Below are 19161 nucleotides of genomic sequence, written 5' to 3'. Positions count from 1 at the left end.
ATTCTTGATACTATGAATGATGTTATTATAACATACCCGGAAACTTGCTTCCAATCCCCCAGCTACTCTGCCGCCGGAGTAGCTGTTACTTTGCCTGAGAGCGTGTCCTGCAAGGCTTGCTTCGCATTGGCCAGCTCCGTCTCATTCACATAAACATAAGGGCTTCTCCAGTCCCCGGTTACAGGCGTATAGTGCACATCCGATTTGGAAATGTTCCAATACGTAGAAATAAAGTTTTTCATCTGTTCGGATTCCACGTCGGTTGTCATATTGTCATCAATCGCACCAATGACTTTGCTAATCTTCGTCACACCACCAAGTGACTTCATCTGATCCAGCATGGAGTTCAGGACCTGGTTTTGTCGCTTATTACGGTCAAAGTCATTGGATTCATCCGTTTTGGGATCACAGTTGGATTTGCGGTAGCGCACAAAATCGAGTGCTTGCTTGCCGTCCAGATGCTGATCACCCGCAACCAGATTAATATCTGTATTGTCGGCCGTATCCCGGTAACACATATTTTTGTCGACCGTCACATCCACACCACCCACGGCATCAACCGCATCGCGGAATGCCTGGAAGTTAAGCACCGTTGTGTAATTGATATCGACGTCAAAATACTTGCCCATCATTTCTTTCATCTGATCCTCAGCATTCTTACCTGAGGTCTTCTCCTGGGCTTTAAACTTAGGATAGTATGAATTCAGTTTGTTTGCCTTGTACCCTTCAAGTTCAATCCGCGTATCACGCGGCAAGGAAACAATTGTGGCCGTTTTGGTATCCGGGTTCATGGCTGCTACCATAACAACATCGGACAGATACGTTCCGGTTTCAGGACGGTTATCTGTACCCAACAGCAGCATGGTAATGGGCTTAGTCTTGGCCGACATCCCTGGAGGCACTGGTTTATCAATGCCGGTGTCCGCCACCTGATTGTATACCCAGTAGAGATATCCCCCACCTACAATGATGGCAATCACCAAAAGGCTCAAAACGAATTTGGCAAATGTGCGCCCCCGCTTTTTCTTTTTTGGTGGCTTACCTTTACTGTTGCTAGACCCTGAAGCTCCGGATTTGGCTGGTGCCTGTCTACGCGGAGGCAGTCCGTTCGAATTCGAGTTCATATCTTCAACACCTTTATCACATCTGTTTTGGTCCAAATAAAAGACAACCGCTTTCCCGAAGGAAAACGGATGGACTGTACAGAGACAGATTTTATGAATTTCTGGCGGCAGCTTCCGCCTTTTTCTTTTGACGACCTTCGATGAAATAGCGCACTCGCACTAACAGCATCAAACCGACGGCTACCAGCAAACATTGAATAATTGGGAGCTTGTCGATCTGAAAAATAAGAAGCATGAATGTGCCCATCGCCATCAATAGATAAAGAAAGATTTCCTTAACGAGCGGCAATTTCTGACGTACCCGAAACACCTTATTATATACGTAAGTAATCAGCACAAAGATGACGATGTAGGCTACGATCGGGTGTGATGCGAACCATGCTTGCATGCACAGTCAGCTCCTTTCGTGATCATGCTTGTATAAGTTATCTGGTTGATGGAACAACACGTAATTGGGAATTCAAACGAGCATTAGTGACCGTTTCGGGTTCGGATCGTTCTTTCGATCGCTGTTATCTCCAGATTTTTTGAACCATTTTTCAAATGGGAAAATCCGGAGATAAAGGCGAACGCTTCGCTTCTACAGAATCGATTCCGATTCCTACACTACTTTGAGCGGTTGAACTCAACGTATGACAGTGCGGTTTACAACATCAAACGTTAACTTATACATACTATTTTTTGTTAGTTATATTAAGCGTTATTTTGAGCCATTTTGCGTTGTTTCTCTGCACGCTCACGCTCGGATTTGTTCAGGATCTTCTTACGAAGACGAATAGATTTCGGTGTTATCTCACAATATTCATCTTCATTCAGATATTCAAGCGCCTGTTCCAACGAGAAGATAATCGGAGTTTTAATTTTAACCGTATCATCTTTACCAGAAGAACGAACGTTAGTCAGTTGTTTTTCTTTGCAGATGTTGACAACGATATCATTGTCACGCGTATGCTCCCCAACGATCATACCTTCGTAAATTTCTGTTCCTGGCTCAAGGAAGAGCGTACCACGATCCTCAACACCCATCATTCCATAGAACGTAGATGTACCCGTTTCAGTTGAGATCAGTACACCTTGGTGACGTCCACCCACTTGACCGGATACGACTGGAGCGTAGCTGTCAAATGCATGGTTCATTACGCCATAACCACGAGTCAATGTCAAGAAGTTGGTGCTGTATCCAATCAGACCACGTGCAGGAATCAGGAACTCCAGACGTACTTGTCCGCTACCCGTGTTGACCATGTTAACCATCTCTGCTTTACGTGCGCCCAGGCTCTCCATGACGGAACCCATGCTTTCTTCAGGGATATCAATCAACAAGCGCTCAAGAGGTTCCATTTTCTTACCGTCAATTTCTTTGACGATAACTTCCGGTTTGGATACTTGAAGCTCATATCCTTCACGACGCATATTTTCAATCAGGATACCGAGGTGAAGCTCACCACGTCCGGATACGATAAATGCATCTGGGCTCTCTGTTTCTTCAACACGCAGGGATACGTCAGTTTCCAATTCCTTCAACAAACGCTCACGCAGTTTACGGGAAGTTACCCATTTACCTTCACGGCCTGCGAATGGACTGTTGTTTACGAGGAATGTCATTTGCAGTGTTGGCTCGTCAATTTTCAGAACCGGCAAAGCTTCAGGGTTGTTCGGGTCAGCAATTGTTTCACCGATGTTGATATCCTTAATACCCGCGATCGCAACGATGTCACCTGCGCCAGCTTCCTCTGTCTCAACACGTTTCAGACCTTGGAAACCAAACAGTTTCTCGATACGAGCTGTTTTGCTTTTGCCATCACGCATAATAACCGTAACGGATTGGCCTTGACGAATCACACCGCGGTTTACACGACCGATAGCGATACGTCCGAGGTATTCATTATAGTCCATCAGCGTAACGAGGAATTGCAGTGGCTCTTCAACGTTCTCTGTTGGATGAGGGATATGACTTACGATGGTATCGTAGATCGCCATCATGTTGTCATCTTGTTTGGCAGGGTCGTCTTCCATGCTGGATGTTCCGTTCAATGCGGAAGCATATACAACAGGGAATTCAAGCTGCTCATCGCTGGCACCCAGTTCGATAAACAGGTCAAGTACTTCATCAATAACCTCAGCCGGACGAGCCGCTGGACGGTCAATTTTGTTTACAATAACGATTGGAGTCAGGTTGTGCTCCAGTGCTTTACGAAGTACGAACTTCGTTTGTGGCATACAGCCCTCATAAGCATCGACAACGAGCAATACGCCGTCAACCATTTTCATGATACGTTCTACTTCACCACCGAAGTCGGCGTGTCCTGGTGTATCTACAATGTTGATCAGGTAATCTTTATAAGTTATAGCCGTGTTTTTGGCCAAAATCGTAATACCGCGTTCACGCTCCAAATCGTTGGAGTCCATTGCGCGCTCCTGTACCGTTTCGTGATCACGGAAAGTACCGGATTGCTGGAGCAACTTGTCGACTAACGTTGTTTTCCCGTGGTCGACGTGGGCAATAATCGCAATATTGCGAATGTGTTCTCTTGAATGCATGGTTTGTATCCATATCCTTTCCAATTTCAATTCTTATCTACTAAACTTCCCGCATTTCTGCAGGTTACTCACCCAAAATAAGCGTCGGTGATATCCCGACGCATGTCTTTATCCCTTATATTATAGTTGATCATAGCTAAAAATCAAGATATTTCGCTTGGAGCAAGGTCGGGCAATGTTACCAGCCCTTCCTCCCGCGCCCGCGTCCAAGCAGCAACCAGACTCCGCCCAAAATCAAAAGGATCGCCAGCACATAAACAATTCCAGTATGAAGCAGGGTGAATCCGAATAAGACAATGGACAAAGCACCGATGCCCCATGCTGCAGGCAGCACAAACTCGGGTTTATAGCGTTCAGCAAGTCCGTACTCGAGTAAACCAACGGCAATGCCCAGCAAGAATGCCGGCCAGAGGCTGCTCATCAGCCCTCCGCCCCATGTGTTCGTAATTCCGAACAAAATACCATACACCGTTAATATCCCTGCGGGAACAAGTGACCACGTAGGAGTAACTCTTGCATAGTACAGGGCGTGTAGAGCAATTCCCGGCAGCAATAGAAGCAAAGGCCAGAAATGGCGTCCAATAAAGCCAAACACCCCAAGTTTGCCAAGCAAAATAAGGATACCTGCTGCCACGATAAATATGCCGATCGCTTGTTCATTTCTCATCTTCATCTGCAATCACCTCTTATATCAATTAGGCTATGTAGGTTATAAGCTTCAACGAATTCGTCGTCTCATGATGACCAGCTTTGGTAGACCTGCCTCTAGTGTAGCCCATGTTTTTGCAAAAAACTATACTTGATGTCGCATTTCGTCGCTGCTCTTTTTATGTATTACCCTAAAGGTATTGATCCGTCGCTTGTTCCTCAATGTTCACTACATGAGACGATTTCATTCAACAAAAAAACCGCCCTCGGCAGACGGTTGTCTCTCCACTCTATTTTGCTGCTGCATACCCAGAACGAAATTACGCATTTCGTCTGACAAATTTGTGTGCTCCCCCAACCGCTATGACCAGACCAGCCATCGCCACAGGTAACAGTGTGTGGGCTTCCGCTGTCAAGCTGCCAAGCCACTGACCCAGCTTCGGGTCACTCATCACCATTTCACCTGCCGTGAAGGCCAGGATCCCTGAACCGGCGAACACCAGAATTGGGAACCGTTTGAGCAACCCGACGATTAATCCGCTGCCCCAAACCACAATGGGAATACTGATCGCGATTCCAATGACGATAAGGGCCAGATCTCCATCGGCCAATGCCGCAATGGCAAGCACGTTATCCAGACTCATTACAAAATCGGCAATCAAAATGGTCTGAACTGCTTTCCAAGTCGTGGAAGCCTCCCGAATATGTACTTCGTCTTCGTTTTGAAGCAGCAGCTTCACGGCAATCCAGAACAGTAATATCCCGCCCGCAGCCTGTATAAAAGGAATTCCTAGCATTAACACCGCTGCAAAAGTTAGCACACACCTTAGTATAACTGCACCAAAAGCCCCCCACCATACCGCTTGCTTACGCTGCTTCTCCGGCAAATCCTTACTCGCAAGCGCGATGACTACCGCATTATCTCCACTCAAAACCAGATTGATCATTAGGATTTCAGTCAACAGCCACAATGTATCCATGTTTCTCCTCCCCCCACTCTTACTTGTATGTCAAAGTTGTCCATGCTATTCTTAACGATTGAACAAGCTTTTTTAGGTTCGGACATATAGAGGGAGTGACAGCATATGGAGCTTTTTAGCGCTGTTTTTTGGCTTGCTTTGGTGAAAATTGTATTTATTGATCTCATGCTGGCTGGCGATAACGCAATCGTTATCGGCCTTGCTGCACGTAATTTGCACCCTTCAGTGCAGAAAAAAGCGATTCTCTACGGGACAGCGGGTGCGCTAGTGATTCGGATTGTAGCCACAGTGGTTGTACTCTGGCTGCTTAAGGTGCCTTGGCTGCTGCTTGTAGGTGGCGTTTTGCTGATCTGGATTGCTTATAAACTATTGGCTGACCAAGGTGAAGAACATAGTGATATTAAGGCAGGCAGCTCCTTATGGGTTGCCGTTCGCACCATCGTCATTGCAGATGCTGCCATGGGACTGGACAATGTCATTGCAGTGGCTGGCGCGGCTGAACAGCATCTGGTACTGGTTATCATCGGATTGTTGATCAGTGTACCGATCATCGTATGGGGAAGCACCCTGTTCATCAAGTTAATCAATCACTTCCCATGGATTATATATCTGGGGGCCATTGTACTCGGTTATACCGCATCCCACATGATTACAGAGGAACGCCGGCTTGTGCCGTTTTTCACCGAGCATCCTGCCCTTCGCATTCTGTTTATCGTGCTGGTCGTTGCAGGCGTGGTATTCGCAGGATACCGCAAACGCTCCAGCAGTAGACAAGGTGGAGAGCACCAGCGATCCTATTCGTAAAATAAAGATACACAAAAAAAGGACCAGCCGATTTCCCATCGGCAGGTCCTTTTTTCCATCTCAGGTAACATAGTCCTTATTATGTCATTCTGCCAGTTCAAGGAAATAGAATCAGAACCAGTCTTCCTTGATTTCATTCCCCGTGTTCTCACTCGTTCCAGGAGCTGCTTCCCCAGCATGCAGAACGATGGTTTCCGTCTGAGCGACAGCTTTATCTATCCATTCCGGCAGATGGCTCATCGTTGCTTCAATTTTGTCCACAATGCGAAGATTCGGATTCGTTGTAGGTGATTTCGGCACGAACAGGGTGCAGCAATCCTCGTAAGGCAGAATCGATATATCATATGTTCCAATCTGTTTGGACAATGTAATAATTTCCTGCTTATCCATCATGACGAGGGGACGCAAAAGCGGAAGTTCTGTTGCACGTCCGATGACATTCATACTTGGCAGCGTCTGGCTTGCAACTTGACCAAGGCTATCCCCGGTAATTAATGCAAGTGCCCGCTCACGTTCAGCGAGCTTGGTTGCAATTCGCAGCATGGAACGGCGCATCAGGGTAATGATCAGATTATCCTGACCCAGCTGGGTGAATGCCGTTTGGATCTCCGTAAAAGGAACCAGGTGCAGTTTGATGGTACCTGCATGATCAGCCAAAGCACGAGCCAGATCGATCACCTTTTCCTTGGCACGCTGGCTGGTGAACGGATAACTGTAAAAGTGTACACATTCCACTTCCAGTCCACGACGCATGGAAGACCATGCCGCAACAGGGCTATCAATTCCACCGGACAGCAGTGCCATCGCTTTGCCGTTGGTACCCAGAGGGAACCCGCCGACAGCAGGAATCACTTCATTGAAGATATAGGTCCCCTGATCTCGAATCTCCACTCGCAGTTCAATGTCCGGATGACGTACATCCACACGAAGCTGTTGGAACTTTCTTAATATCGGGGAACCCACCATATGGTTCATTTCGTGTGAAGAATGAGGGTACTCTTTCCACACCCGGCGGGTATTCACTTTGAACGTCGTACCTTCCTTGAACTCGTTTTCTCTCTCATCCATGAAAGCTACAGCCGTTTCCACGATATCCTCAAGCACAGAAGGAGTTACTTTAACCGGGCTGATGGACATTACCCCAAAAACCCGTTTCAGTACGGCAATCAGTTCGGTATGGGAATGCCCCCCGAGATCCACATACAACCGACCAAATTCCTTGCGCAAGCTTGCGCCTGGATATGGCTTGAGCAGGGCCCTCACCTGAGTAATAATGGTTTTTTCGAAACGTGAACGATTTTTGCCTTTTAACATAAACTCTCCAAAACGGAGAAGCAGCATATCATATTTCATTTGACTTTACATCCGCCTTTCCAACGGGCGCAGCTGCGCCACCATCTGATGCAGCGCTTGTTCCAGCAAGGCCACATCCTCTTCTGTATGTTCGTTACCTAGACTAATCCGCAATCCTCCTGATGCGCTCGCGGCATCTCTTCCCATCGCAAGAAGGACTCTGCTGGGCTCCGCAGAGCGGGAGGAGCACGCTGATTGTGTAGAAACAATGATCCCAAGCTGCTCCAGCGTATGGAGAGCAACTTCAGCCTTCATCCCCGGATAGGAAAAGTGAATAATATGGGGAGCTCCATCCTGTCGGCTGTTCAGTTTAAGTTCAGGAATGGTTTCAATGGTCTCCATAATCCGATCTCTCAGCACTGTGGCACGTTCAGCAAACTCCAGCTGCCGTTCTGCCGCAAGACGCATCGCTTTTGCCATACCTACAAGCAAGGGAACATTCTCTGTTCCTGCTCTCATGCCCCGCTCCTGCGAACCACCAGACAGCAGTGGGGTAAGTTCCACTCCACTTCGTACATATAGGAGGCCCGCTCCTTTCGGACCACGGATTTTGTGAGCAGATAAACTGTACAGATCAGCTCCCCACGAAGCGGGCTTTGCTTCCAGTTTGCCAAACCCCTGTACCCCATCCACGTGAAAAAGCACGCGCGGTGCGGCACTTTTCAAACGGCTGCCTATCTCTGCAACGGGATGGATGATCCCTGTTTCATTGTTTACATGCATCAGGCTGACAAGAACTGTGTCCGGTCTTAATGCATCCATCACCTGCTGAGTGCTTACACGGCCATCCGAATCCACGGGCAGCCAGGTTACTTCCCAGCCCCACTGCTGCAGCTGCAAAAAACTCTCATATACTGAAGCATGTTCGGTAGCCGTCGTAATGAGATGTTTTCCCCGTGTCTGATACCTAAGTGCCGCTCCTTTTATGGCGAGGTTGTTGCTCTCCGTTGCCCCGGAAGTAAACACGATCTCTTCGGGCTTAACACCAAGTGCTGCTGCACAGCCGGAGCGTGCACGCCTCAGCAGTTGATCCGCTCGTTCTCCGTACCCATGAATGGATGACGGGTTGCCATAATGTGCCTCCATAATTTCAGCCATCGTTCGAACCACGTCTGAATCAGGAGGAGTTGTTGCTGCATAATCAAAATATTTCAAATGAGGTCAGACCTCCTTCAGATGTTCTCTAAACCTACAGTGAGCATTGTAACACGATCCCGCCCCAACACAAAAAGACCAATCAGGAACAGGCTGGCTTCCCAGGCATGCTCCCGAATTGATCTCCTCCTGAACTCGCTGTAAAACAATGATCTTTGACTCTATACCGTATATTTTGACTGTGCTTTTTCCACTTTGGAAATATACGCCTGTGTCTCCGCAGGCAACTGGTTAAGTACACTCATCAGCTCACTGTCGTTTGACACACCCAAACGGGAAACGCGCCCTGGCCCAGCATTATAAGCGGCAAGCGCCATCTTCACCTCGCCACCAAAACGCTGAAGCTGAAGGGAGAGATATTTGGTTCCGGCATCAATGCTCTGAGCAGGATCAAAGGCATTCGTTACACCGAGACCAGCTGCAGTCCCATCCATTAATTGCATTAATCCTTTGGCACCTGCGGATGATACCACGTTCGGATTGAATCCGGATTCCGTGTCAATGACAGCCTTGATCAGAGATTCAGGTACACCGTACTTGGCACTTGCCGCTGCAATCAATGATTCAAAATCGGTTGGCACAGATCCCTTGGTATCAGCTTTTACAGTATTGGTATGTGTCGACAAAGATACATTCTCACTGCTGCTGGAAGAACTCGTACTTGAATCCGTATTATACAAACTGCCCAGTTGTAACCACAACAAGCCGTCACTGGATCTTTTGGAGATGCCCATTGACGTAGAAGAAGATGAATCGCTGCTGTTCGAAGCGTTTGTACTCGCACTCAACAGCCCGTCCATCATATCGGCGAAGTCTGACGATGAACCCGCAGTTTCACCTGATACATTCGTTTGATTGGCAACATTGGACAATTGAAGTTCCAGTAACTGCCGTGACCCGTTTGGATCAATCTGCATCTGTTTTCCCACTCCCGTATAAATAAACGTATATTATGCCTATATTCTACATCGTTTTACAAAAATCTGCCATGGTTTTCAGAAAAATAAACCCATATATTCTTCTGTTTGCGTAAACGCGAAAAACCTTCACCCATAACCCGGATTTACGGGAAGGGAGAAGGTTAAGATATGCCCTATTCAGTTCAAAATTGCTGGCTAAAAACATGTATTTCGTCAACAAGAATTTAACGGGCAAATGGAATCATGAAGAAATAACTGATCGTAGCGAGTGCTCCCAGTCCAATGGACCAAGCTCCGGCCGTTTTACGCCCGTTTACATAAGCGTAATAACCAAGCACGGCTGCAGCCGGACCAAGTACGATAGACCACATAAATAAGGACGCAATCCCGCAAGCAAGTCCAATATAACCAGAGACCTTACCGGTTGACTCCATAACGCGGTCAGCTTCATGCTTTTCCGGGGCTGCAGCAGCATGTTCCGTGCGTTCTGTACGGACGGACGCCGGAGGTGCTACCTCTGCACCATACTCCTCGCGATGTTCACGTCGCGGATAATCGACACGCTCACGTTTTTTCACATTGGCGGGAGTGGCAGTTTTGGAACGATGGAATGGATAATCCTCTTTATTATCATTCTTCACTTCAAAGCACCTCCATAATAATTAGGGATGACTGCTCATTTGGGTTTGAATGTGTGACAGCATGTTGCCGAAGAAGTACGCGCATGATCCTGATGATCCGAATCAAACGTCTCTCCAGCAAATTCTTCATGCAAACGACGGGTAGCGTGTTGGTCGATGTCAATCATGATGGCATCGGCGTGGCAAAAATTGTTTTCTCCCCAGAAATGACAGTTGGACACACTGCATTTGACAATTGGCTTGTCTTGGCTCATATATTTATCACCTCGACATCTATTGTCTCCCCAGTGTAAATCGGCTATTCTCTGGCGAGATGTCAGATGATGACATGAATTTAGCCACTCTTTTCTTGTCTGAGAACGCCAAAAAAACCGCCATTGCTGGCGGTTTCATCCATTTTATAAAGTGGGTACAGCTGAACTATGCGTGATTGCGTTGATTCTGCATCCGGCGCTGGGTCAAATAGTCACTTTCATAAAAGGCCAGATCATCGCGCAGTTCTTCATACGTTTTGGAAACTTCAAGAATAACATCGCGTACTGCACGAACCGGCTTGTCACGGAAGCGAATGGCATCCTGACCTGTGTACGCATATCTTCCGTCTTCGGAATAGCATTCATTTTTGGGATAGAAAAAGCTGTTTACGCATTGATGATAGGTATTATAGAGAGCCTTTTCGGCAAAATCGACATCAAAATTGGCACGACGCAGCACAACGCCAAGTTTTTCGTAAGAAACTTCAGAAAAAACAAGCAAATGACGGAGATCCGAAAGAAATCCTTTGTAGAAGGTTGTCGATTCCTCAGTCTGGTTCTGATCCAGTTCAGGCAAGGCATTTTCATTCAAAAATTGTTCGATCCGATCGATAGCAGGTTTTAACTTTTCCCTAGTTGACTCACAAGTTTTCTGTACATTGGCTGCTGACATAAAGGTAGCTCCCCCTTAAATAAGTCCTTACATATAGGTCGGCCACGGTGGTTGTCCCCTGACCTTGAATTCTCAGCTACTATCCTACCATAAAAAGATGACGAGCGGTATCCCTTAATCATCCTTTACATAACCGCCACGATCCTTACCCATTAAGCGAAGTCAGCTCCGTTTTCACCTGCATAAAAATAACCGCTTTTCCTAACGATAGAACTATGCCAAGGACAACGATGAATACAGGAAACTCATGACTGCTGTCCAAAATACAAGAGGAGGTTATATTCCCCATGTCCAGACCTAAATGGATAAACTGGGCCATTGCCGCCGGTGCAGGAGCGCTTGCACTGACCCTGCTGCTTCCGACATCCAACCGTCCTGCACCTGAGCCGAGTGCCATGCCCGATGCTCCTCATGAGGAACATGCGAACAAACAGCGTTTAAAAGTCCAGGATGTGAAAGCGACAGATTTGTTGACACGTATGGATGCCAAGCAGCATCTCCGCTTAATGCTCGAGAAGAGCGCCGCTATGAATGAAGCCGAGTTCGGTCGATACGTTCAGGATTTACAGCGTACACACGATCATATTCGTTCCATTGATGTGCTGGATACCAAAGGCTCCGTCAATAAACATTTTGCTAAAGAATCTGGTCAAGGAAGCAAAGTGGAACAGCAAAAACTGGAGCACTCCCTTAACCTTGCGAAAAAAGCGGTAATGAAACGCCAAAGCTTCGAATCTTCCTCATTTCCTCTAGGCAAAGAAAAATATTTCGTAATGGGCCTGCCCTCCAAGGATGGGAACAAAGCGGTTGTTGCACTCTTTAGCCAAAGCGTCTTGAATGCGGTGGAGCAACACCAGCGCAAAAATCTGCGCATGATTCCTTACCCGCGTGAGGGCAAATTCAAAATCGAATCCGTACACCCAGATACCCTTAACGAAGTCACGGTAAAAACAGGTCATGATAATGCCAATGCCAGCCATTTTTATGAAAATGAAATCGTTATTCGTTTCCGACAGGAGCCGGGTGAACGGGATATGCGGATCATCAAATCCGATTTGCGTACCCAATCTGCGCGTAAGCTGGGATACACTTATGTTTTTCGTTCAGAACACATGAACTACGAGCAGCTGCATTCCTATTTTGAACGCAAATGGAATCCGCTGTATATGGAACCCCACTACATGTATTTAACCAATGAAGCCGCACCTGAACAAACCGATACGGATGTAACGATTCCCAATGATATTCTGTTCACGGATTATCAGTGGAATCTCCCCGCTATTGAAACCAATCGGGGCTGGAATATTACGAAGGGGAAAGAAGACGTTATTGTTGCCGTAGTGGATACCGGAGTGGACCTGAATCATCCGGACCTGAAGGGCAAGCTGCTGGAGGGTTATAACGTCGTTGATCCGAAGAGCAAGCCACTTGACGATGTGGGCCATGGTACACATGTAGCCGGAATCATTGGCGCTATTGTCAATAACAGCGAAGGCGTGGCGGGGATGAGTTGGTATAACAAGGTTCTTCCCGTTAAGGTACTGGACAATTCAGGTTCAGGAACCACGTATGCCGTGGCCGAAGGCATCATTTGGGCTGCGGACCATGGTGCCAAGGTCATCAACATGAGTCTGGGCAATTATGCAGATGCCCAATTTCTCCATGATGCCATCAAATATGCCTTCGATCGCGATATTGTCCTGATTGCTGCAACCGGGAATGATAACACTGAACGGCCTGGATATCCTGCCGCTTATCCCGAGGTGTTCGCAGTTTCGGCCACCGACCCGGATATGAATAAGGCTTCGTATTCCAACTACGGCGATTATGTGGATGTAATGGCGCCTGGCACCAGCATCGCTAGCACGTATCCCAATAATCAATATGCCGCCCTATCCGGAACGTCAATGGCCAGCCCCCATGTCGCTGCACTTGCTGGATTAATTCGTTCGTTGAATCCAGATCTGACCAATACGGAAGTGATGGACCTGATGCGTCAGAGTGTCATCGACCTTGGTGACCCGGGTCACGACAAGTATTATGGTTATGGTCAGGTCGATGTCTACAAGGCCCTTCAGTCCGCTTCAAGCAACAGTGCACCCTTACAGTTCTGGCCTCAGCATGTTAGGCAGCAGATGGATAACACGATGAAAAAATATACGAAGTAGCGTTTTGTGGATTGATACCCCAATTTGCTTCGTGTACAAAAATAAAAGCAGCTGCGCCCCGGGGCGTATGCTGCTTTTTGAGCTGTTCTCTATTTCCCCGGGGCACCCGCTGCGACTAGCGTTTGCGGGACGATGTGCGGGCTTTGCCGGATTTTTTCACGGATTTTTTCTTGCTGTTATAGCTGGATACATAGCAAGGATCTTCTTCTTTGACAACGACAGGATACAAATGGTGATGAACTGGCACACAGTGCGTTTTTTTGATGACTTCAATCGGGTGGATGACAGGTACGATCTGCGGAACGTAGTAATCCTCAACAACCTGGATCGGGTCACATACAATCGGGCAAAGCGGTGGACAGTAATGGTTCATTTAAAACCAACTCCCTTTCAAGTGATACTATAACGTATTGCACTAGGACGAAAGTGGATTGGATGTATGTCCTTGTTCCAAAAAATTAAATGAGCGGGAGCCTGTCCGCTGCTGTTCCCCCCTGCGTAGGCATGACCCTCTGAATAACACCGCACAACACACGAAGCCCTTCACACAACCCATTCAGATTCGTTACCGTAAAGCAGATTCGCAGACTTGCCGTATCCGTCTCACCTACATAACAAGCAGATCCCGGCAGAAAAGAAACGCCTGCAGCCAGAGACTGACGGTGGAGCTCCCGCATATCCAGACCATCTGGCAGCTGAAGCCACAGGTTTAATCCACCTTCAGGCAAGACCCAGTACATACCAGGTACACGGTATTCCTCCAGAACATCGGATGCTGCCTGTAGTCTCGCGTACAGCTCTTCGCGTAATCGAACGATATAGGAGCTATACTGATGCTGAATGAAGGATTGAATTGCCTTTTGTGTAAGTAAAGGACTGCCCAGATCTGCCGTGGATTTGGCTGCGACCAAACGGGTCAGCACACTCCCTTCAGCGATGGCGCAGGCTACGCGGCAACCTGGAGACAGCACCTTGCTGAAGCTTTTGATATAAACGACATGGCCTGTAGCATCCATCGATTTAATGGACGCAGGAGGAGAATCGCGGAAATACAGATCGGCGAATGGATCATCCTCCAAAATGAGACAGTGATAACTCTGAGCCAGATTCAATAACTGGGCCCGTCTTCTGGCACTCATCGTTACTCCTGTCGGATTGTGGTATGTAGGGATGGTATAGATCAACTTTGGTGGGTACGTGTCGCAGAGGCGTGTCAACAGATCAATACGCATGCCTTCACCGTCCATTGGCACGGTAATGATTTTGGCTCCCCTGCTCGTAAATACATCAATTGCGCCCGTGTATGTAGGAGCCTCCATGTAGACCACATCTCCAGGGCCAACGAAGGTGCGGGCAACTAAGTCGATTCCCTGCTGTGTCCCACTTGTAATTAGCATTCGCTCTGGAGCCACTTGCAGGCCCCTTTCGGCAAAATGGCCTGCAAATGTCTGGCGAAGTTCCCGGTCCCCCTGAAAAGAGCCATACGCTGCCATGCGTTCAGGGTGGTCGGAGGACAGCCTGTAGGCACTATTAATAATTTCAGTCGTTGGCAGCAGCTCGGGCTGGATGGCTGACATATGCAGTTCATACTGAACCTGAGGAGAAGCATCAAAATGGCGCCAAAGCTGCGCACGCGGCAAATAATCCACAAGTGCCATCTGCCAGTTCCACGGGGTATTATTATCGTGATTTCGCTCGGCTTGCTGTTTTTTATCTGTATCTTCCGTTTGATCCATCTCCTGGGCCCCGCGTACATAGCACCCTTTTCCCTGTGAACAGGTTATCAGTTGAATGGCCTCCAGTTCAGCATACGCCTTAGACACGGTAACAAGACTTACTCCCAGGTCCGCGGTCATTTTACGTACAGACGGCAATCGTGTTCCAGGCTCAATCAATCCAGAACGGATCCGATCTGCAATTGTAAGCGCGATCTGAATATATAACTTGGTACTGCTTCCCCGTTTCAATTCAATGTGCATCTGCCCGCTCCCCCAACTGTTATCATCCACATTTTACTGTTATATCGCATTCCGGCTATTATAGTTTATAATATCAGTATAACAGTGAATAACAGGAGATGAGAACACTATGAGTATCCCTTGGTCCAAAATGGCTTTAAACACCCCGTCCTCTGTCGTTCGCGACATGCTTCAGGCTGCACAGGCGCCTGGAATGATATCCCTTGCCGGAGGTTTGCCAGCACAGTCATCATTCCCGGTTGAGGCTATACGTGACGCATATCAACAGGTGTTTATGAGCGGTGCAGCTGCCCTTCAATATGCAGAAACGGAAGGCTACAGACCGCTGCGCGCCAAAATTGCCGAGCGTCTGGAATCCAAGGGCATTCCCGCTTCCCCCGATCATATGCTCCTGACTACAGGATCACAGCAATCCATAGATCTGGTCTGCCGTATTCTGCTTGATCCAGGTGACAGCGTACTGGTTGAATCACCAACCTACCTGGCTGCTCTTCAAGTTATCCATTCCTATCAGGCCGAATCCCATGGAGTAGCTTGTGATGAAGAAGGCATGCTCCCTGAATCCCTTGAAGAACAGTTAAAACAGCATCAGCCTAAACTGGTATACATTAATCCAACGTTCTCCAATCCTTCAGGCAAAGTGTGGAGTCGCACCAGAAGACAGCAGGCCGTTGACCTATGTCGCAAATACGGAGTGCTCATTCTGGAGGACGATCCCTATGGCGAAATCCGTTTCAATCCGGAACAACTGGATGCGCCTTCGCTCGTCGAACTGGATGCAGCGTCCTACGATGGACCATCCAACGTCATCTATACGAGCACATTCTCCAAAACCGTAGCTCCAGGACTTCGTACGGGTTGGATTCTTGCTTCTGCAGATATTGTTAAGATCGCTGCACGAGCGAAACAGGGAGCCGATCTGCATTCCAGCAGCATCGACCAGCGAGCTCTTCATGCCTTACTCGAAACGTTTGATCTTGATGGGCATATTCGCAGCATTTCCAAGGACTACGCCAAACGAATGAATACCATGACTTCCCTTATGAAAAAGAAAGCTTGGGAAGGAATCACTTGGAATTCTCCGCAAGGCGGCATGTTCCTGTGGCTCGAACTGCCTGAAGCGATGGCAGCCAGCAATTTGTTTACTTACGGTATTCAGGAAAAAGTGTGCATTGTACCTGGTGATTCCTTCTATGCCGGAACTCCTGAACTGAACCGGATGCGTATCAACTTCACGCATACAGACCCTGAGCAGCTTCCTGAAGCCGTTGAACGTATGGACCGAGCTATCCAGCGCTGGCATGCTGCTGTACAATCTGATACGGCGGTTACACTGTAATAAACTGTCATTAACTGTATTATGACTAGTATCCACTCAGAACTTAATGCGTAAAAAAATAAGGCGGCAGATCCGAAAATATCGGGTTCTGTCGCCTTATTGATGTTTTAATTTTTTAGAAGAAAAGTACAATTAAATGTGAGTGAATCGTTTCAATACATGTTGTTGCAGTTTGGAAAGCTTACCGTAAGCCGGGTTCTGTGCTCTTCGTGGTTCAAACGGGAACTACCCTCCCACCACAAGCGACAATCATCTATCTAGGCCATACATTGCTGCACAGCTCAAGCGACCAACCTAGACACACCTCGGGCTAAGGCTGCCTCCTCCGAAGAGTAGGCTGTGTCCCATTAGGTCTTGCTCCAGATGGGGTTTACCAGGAACGAAGTCACCAGCGTTCCTCGGGGTCTCTTACACCTCGGTTCCATCCTTGCCTGTACCGGAAAATCCGGCCATCGGCGGTCCATTTCTGTGGCACTATCCTTCAACTCGCGCTGACTGGACGTTATCCAGCATCCTGCCCTGTGGAGCCCGGACTTTCCTCTCGTGGCAACAAGGCCACCAGCGATTGTCTGTCAAGCTTTCCGAACAACATTACATAGTATACAGGCATTTGAGTTTACAAACAAGCTTAATATTACTGGAAACGGGTGATCCCGACATAACTACATAAACTGGAATACTTCCGTATTGACCTCCGAAGCCGTCACTTGCGTCTCATACCGCTTGTCTGTCAATCGCGAACGCAGCCAGTCTGCTGTTTTGGGTTTCATGATCTTCTCGGCATTATGCCCAGCATCTATAATGCACATGCCAGCCATCAGCGCATCATGAGCGGTGTGATAATCAATATCTCCCGTTATGATGACATCGGCCCCTTTGAAACGCGCGGTCAGGGTATAACGGCTTCCCGAACCGCCAAGGACTGCCGCTTTTTTGATCTGCCGGTTCAGATCCCCTACTACACGAACGTATGGCACGTTTAATTGGGCCTTCACGACTTCTACCAGCTCACCCAGTGTCTTTGGTTCCTTGAGGGGTCCCAGACGCCCCAGACCGAGTGTACGGCCTTTTAAATCCATTGCATACAGGTCATAGGCCACTTCTTCATATGGGTGAGCCTTCAGCATGGCCTGTACAACTTTGCTCCGCAGACTCTGCGGTACAATGGTCTCAATACGCATCTCTTCCACTCGCTCCAGCTGGCCCTGTTCACCGATAAAAGGCTGTGTTCCCTCTCCTGGTACAAAGGTTCCTGTTCCTTCGGTATTGAAGCTGCATTTGCTGTATTGGCCAATACTTCCGGCTCCAGCTTCCAGAATGGCCTGAAGCACCTGTTCATGATGCGTGCGCGGGACGAATACAGCCAGCTTGTACAGATGGTCTGTATGTACATCTTCCAGTGACTCTGTACTCTCAATGCCAATCGCTTCAGCCATCCAATCATTCATGCCGCCTTCGGCCACATCCAGATTCGTGTGACTGATATATACGGCAATATCATGCTTGATCAGCTTCTCATACAATTTGCCCATCGGTGTATCCGTATTGAACGATTTTACCGGCCGGAAAATAATAGCATGGTGTGCAATAATGAGATTGGCACCGATTCGAATAGCTTCCTCTACAACTTCATCCGTCACATCAAGAGCAATAAGAACGTGATTTATCTCTTTTTGCAAACTGCCCAGCTGCAGTCCAATCCGATCATCGGGTACAGCGAGGTGTTTGGGAGCCAGCTGCTCCATCAATTGAATTACCGTTTGACCTTTGGCAAACATTCGAGCACCTCCTTCAGGTTTGCAATCAGACGTTCCACCTCAGCAGCCTTTTCACGGGAAGAGTCCTGGTCCGATTTTGAGATGGACTGCACAACACCCCTAAGCTTAACGATCTCACTTTCCCATTTCGCAAAAAATACGTCTGTGGGTCTGTCCACCAGATATGGACCCATACGTAGCAATAGATCTTGTGTAAGAACGACTCCACCTTCAAGCGGACGGGCGAGGTACACTTCCTCATTCGCAATTGGACTGGATGCCTGCGGCATGGCTGTAATAATCTCATAGATCTTTCCATCTTCCTCAAGCAATCGCTCCGCCACAACCACCCATTGATGTTCCAGCAGCCAGCGTCTGAGGATATCCTCACCCACATTAGGTTGAAGGATAAGCATCTTCACTTCTTCCAGTTTGGAAAGGCCGCGGTCCAGTATGGAAGCAATCAATGCTCCACCCATTCCCGCAATCGTAATGACATCTACCTCGCCTGCAGAGACGACTTCAAGCCCGTCTCCACGACGAACGGTAATTTGCTCCTGCAGCCCTGCATCACTTACCTGTTTGCGCGCGGCCTCGTAGGGTCCCGGGTTAACTTCTCCGGCCACAGCACTTGCAGCCTTCCCACTGCGAACGGCAGCCACGGGCAGCAGTGCATGATCTGAGCCTATATCGGCTATACGACTGCCCTCGGGAATTTGATCATGTATTTGTTGTAATCGATTCGAAAGTTTCATGAAGCACCTGCACATTCATTTAATTTATTGATTTGCATTGGACAACGAAAAGCGATAAAATGAAATCCAA

18 protein-coding genes and 1 other RNA gene are annotated in these 19161 nt (G+C 48.0%); 3 read left to right on the top strand and 16 right to left on the bottom strand.

The features are described 5' to 3' along the window. Positions 1 to 62: 62 nt before the first annotated feature. The 5 genes from ABIC22_RS18040 to ABIC22_RS18020 all read right to left on the bottom strand — a co-directional run bounded on the left by ABIC22_RS18040 (position 63) and on the right by ABIC22_RS18020 (position 5293). Positions 63 to 1124 (bottom strand): LCP family protein, encoded by a 1062-nt coding sequence (locus tag ABIC22_RS18040; RefSeq protein ID WP_354482842.1) that lies wholly within the window; start codon positions 1122 to 1124, stop codon positions 63 to 65. Positions 1125 to 1215: 91 nt separating this feature from the next. Beyond that, a complete protein-coding gene (locus ABIC22_RS18035; protein WP_095289928.1) occupies positions 1216 to 1512 on the bottom strand; it encodes a YlaH-like family protein in 297 nt (98 codons plus the stop codon). A gap of 305 nt (positions 1513 to 1817) precedes the next feature. Beyond that, on the bottom strand, positions 1818 to 3665 hold the full coding sequence (gene typA / locus ABIC22_RS18030; RefSeq protein ID WP_095289927.1) for a translational GTPase TypA: 1848 nt from the start codon (positions 3663 to 3665) through the stop codon (positions 1818 to 1820). A gap of 178 nt (positions 3666 to 3843) precedes the next feature. Continuing rightward, entirely contained in the window at positions 3844 to 4338 is a 495-nt protein-coding gene (locus ABIC22_RS18025) for a hypothetical protein (protein WP_127537767.1), read from the bottom strand. Positions 4339 to 4633: 295 nt separating this feature from the next. After that, on the bottom strand, positions 4634 to 5293 hold the full coding sequence (locus tag ABIC22_RS18020; protein WP_354482838.1) for a TerC family protein: 660 nt from the start codon (positions 5291 to 5293) through the stop codon (positions 4634 to 4636). 105 nt (positions 5294 to 5398) lie between these two features. Here ABIC22_RS18020 and ABIC22_RS18015 point away from each other — a divergent pair, with 105 nt between their 5' ends. Further along, complete coding sequence (locus ABIC22_RS18015) at positions 5399 to 6097, top strand: TerC family protein (protein ID WP_095289922.1); 699 nt, start codon at positions 5399 to 5401, stop codon at positions 6095 to 6097. Between the two features lie 111 nt (positions 6098 to 6208). Here ABIC22_RS18015 and thiI read toward each other — a convergent pair whose 3' ends face one another. The 6 genes from thiI to ABIC22_RS17985 form a co-directional block, all read right to left on the bottom strand. Next, entirely contained in the window at positions 6209 to 7450 is a 1242-nt protein-coding gene (thiI, locus tag ABIC22_RS18010; protein ID WP_354482835.1) for a tRNA uracil 4-sulfurtransferase ThiI, read from the bottom strand. A 6-nt stretch (positions 7451 to 7456) separates the two neighbouring features. Beyond that, positions 7457 to 8605: a cysteine desulfurase family protein gene (locus ABIC22_RS18005; protein ID WP_354482832.1), complete on the bottom strand. Its 1149-nt coding sequence runs from the start codon at positions 8603 to 8605 to the stop codon at positions 7457 to 7459. A gap of 161 nt (positions 8606 to 8766) precedes the next feature. Continuing rightward, positions 8767 to 9522 carry a lytic transglycosylase domain-containing protein gene (locus ABIC22_RS18000; RefSeq protein ID WP_154895126.1) on the bottom strand — a complete coding sequence of 252 codons (756 nt, stop codon included), beginning with the start codon at positions 9520 to 9522 and terminating at the stop codon, positions 8767 to 8769. Between the two features lie 227 nt (positions 9523 to 9749). Next, entirely contained in the window at positions 9750 to 10103 is a 354-nt protein-coding gene (locus tag ABIC22_RS17995) for a hypothetical protein (protein WP_127537981.1), read from the bottom strand. Between the two features lie 98 nt (positions 10104 to 10201). Continuing rightward, entirely contained in the window at positions 10202 to 10420 is a 219-nt protein-coding gene (locus tag ABIC22_RS17990) for a DUF1540 domain-containing protein (protein WP_095289916.1), read from the bottom strand. 166 nt (positions 10421 to 10586) lie between these two features. After that, positions 10587 to 11093 (bottom strand): YpuI family protein, encoded by a 507-nt coding sequence (locus ABIC22_RS17985; protein ID WP_095289915.1) that lies wholly within the window; start codon positions 11091 to 11093, stop codon positions 10587 to 10589. Between the two features lie 287 nt (positions 11094 to 11380). On the opposite strand from ABIC22_RS17985, the gene ABIC22_RS17980 reads away from it, so the two are divergent. Continuing rightward, complete coding sequence (locus tag ABIC22_RS17980) at positions 11381 to 13261, top strand: S8 family peptidase (RefSeq protein ID WP_154895124.1); 1881 nt, start codon at positions 11381 to 11383, stop codon at positions 13259 to 13261. A 115-nt stretch (positions 13262 to 13376) separates the two neighbouring features. Here the strand turns inward: ABIC22_RS17980 and ABIC22_RS17975 are convergent, their stop codons facing one another. Together ABIC22_RS17975 and pdxR are read right to left on the bottom strand one after the other, a co-directional pair. After that, positions 13377 to 13634, bottom strand: coding sequence for a hypothetical protein (locus ABIC22_RS17975; RefSeq protein WP_127537761.1), 258 nt, complete (start codon positions 13632 to 13634; stop codon positions 13377 to 13379). 85 nt (positions 13635 to 13719) lie between these two features. After that, positions 13720 to 15240, bottom strand: a complete 1521-nt coding sequence (pdxR, locus tag ABIC22_RS17970) for a MocR-like pyridoxine biosynthesis transcription factor PdxR (RefSeq protein ID WP_154895123.1) — start codon at positions 15238 to 15240, stop codon at positions 13720 to 13722. Positions 15241 to 15349: 109 nt separating this feature from the next. On the opposite strand from pdxR, the gene ABIC22_RS17965 reads away from it, so the two are divergent. After that, entirely contained in the window at positions 15350 to 16579 is a 1230-nt protein-coding gene (locus ABIC22_RS17965; RefSeq protein WP_354482827.1) for an aminotransferase-like domain-containing protein, read from the top strand. Between the two features lie 172 nt (positions 16580 to 16751). Here the strand turns inward: ABIC22_RS17965 and rnpB are convergent. The 3 genes from rnpB to ABIC22_RS17950 form a co-directional block, all read right to left on the bottom strand. Continuing rightward, positions 16752 to 17160: RNase P RNA component class A (gene rnpB / locus ABIC22_RS17960), an RNA gene on the bottom strand. A gap of 81 nt (positions 17161 to 17241) precedes the next feature. After that, entirely contained in the window at positions 17242 to 18357 is a 1116-nt protein-coding gene (locus ABIC22_RS17955) for a Nif3-like dinuclear metal center hexameric protein (RefSeq protein WP_354482824.1), read from the bottom strand. Then, on the bottom strand, positions 18333 to 19091 hold the full coding sequence (locus ABIC22_RS17950) for a tRNA (adenine(22)-N(1))-methyltransferase (protein WP_354482821.1): 759 nt from the start codon (positions 19089 to 19091) through the stop codon (positions 18333 to 18335). Before ABIC22_RS17950 ends, ABIC22_RS17955 begins: the two co-directional genes overlap by 25 nt. Positions 19092 to 19161 lie beyond the last annotated feature (70 nt).

Origin of the sequence: Paenibacillus sp. PvP094, from assembly GCF_040546835.1 — a bacterium.
In the GTDB taxonomy this organism is placed as follows: Bacteria; Bacillota; Bacilli; order Paenibacillales; family Paenibacillaceae; genus Paenibacillus; species Paenibacillus illinoisensis.
This window is presented reverse-complemented; position numbering and strand designations above follow the sequence as displayed.

Bases quoted from the DNA above. Each gene is read 5' to 3' on its own strand.
- ABIC22_RS18040 (WP_354482842.1), bottom strand. From the start codon at position 1,124: ATGAACTCGAATTCGAACGGACTGCCTCCGCGTAGACAGGCACCAGCC.
- ABIC22_RS18035 (WP_095289928.1), bottom strand. From the start codon at position 1,512: ATGCAAGCATGGTTCGCATCACACCCGATCGTAGCCTACATCGTCATC.
- typA (WP_095289927.1), bottom strand. From the start codon at position 3,665: ATGCATTCAAGAGAACACATTCGCAATATTGCGATTATTGCCCACGTC.
- ABIC22_RS18025 (WP_127537767.1), bottom strand. From the start codon at position 4,338: ATGAAGATGAGAAATGAACAAGCGATCGGCATATTTATCGTGGCAGCA.
- ABIC22_RS18020 (WP_354482838.1), bottom strand. From the start codon at position 5,293: ATGGATACATTGTGGCTGTTGACTGAAATCCTAATGATCAATCTGGTT.
- ABIC22_RS18015 (WP_095289922.1), top strand. From the start codon at position 5,399: ATGGAGCTTTTTAGCGCTGTTTTTTGGCTTGCTTTGGTGAAAATTGTA.
- thiI (WP_354482835.1), bottom strand. From the start codon at position 7,450: ATGAAATATGATATGCTGCTTCTCCGTTTTGGAGAGTTTATGTTAAAA.
- ABIC22_RS18000 (WP_154895126.1), bottom strand. From the start codon at position 9,522: ATGCAGATTGATCCAAACGGGTCACGGCAGTTACTGGAACTTCAATTG.
- ABIC22_RS17990 (WP_095289916.1), bottom strand. From the start codon at position 10,420: ATGAGCCAAGACAAGCCAATTGTCAAATGCAGTGTGTCCAACTGTCAT.
- ABIC22_RS17985 (WP_095289915.1), bottom strand. From the start codon at position 11,093: ATGTCAGCAGCCAATGTACAGAAAACTTGTGAGTCAACTAGGGAAAAG.
- ABIC22_RS17980 (WP_154895124.1), top strand. From the start codon at position 11,381: ATGTCCAGACCTAAATGGATAAACTGGGCCATTGCCGCCGGTGCAGGA.
- ABIC22_RS17975 (WP_127537761.1), bottom strand. From the start codon at position 13,634: ATGAACCATTACTGTCCACCGCTTTGCCCGATTGTATGTGACCCGATC.
- pdxR (WP_154895123.1), bottom strand. From the start codon at position 15,240: ATGCACATTGAATTGAAACGGGGAAGCAGTACCAAGTTATATATTCAG.
- ABIC22_RS17965 (WP_354482827.1), top strand. From the start codon at position 15,350: ATGAGTATCCCTTGGTCCAAAATGGCTTTAAACACCCCGTCCTCTGTC.
- ABIC22_RS17955 (WP_354482824.1), bottom strand. From the start codon at position 18,357: ATGTTTGCCAAAGGTCAAACGGTAATTCAATTGATGGAGCAGCTGGCT.
- ABIC22_RS17950 (WP_354482821.1), bottom strand. From the start codon at position 19,091: ATGAAACTTTCGAATCGATTACAACAAATACATGATCAAATTCCCGAG.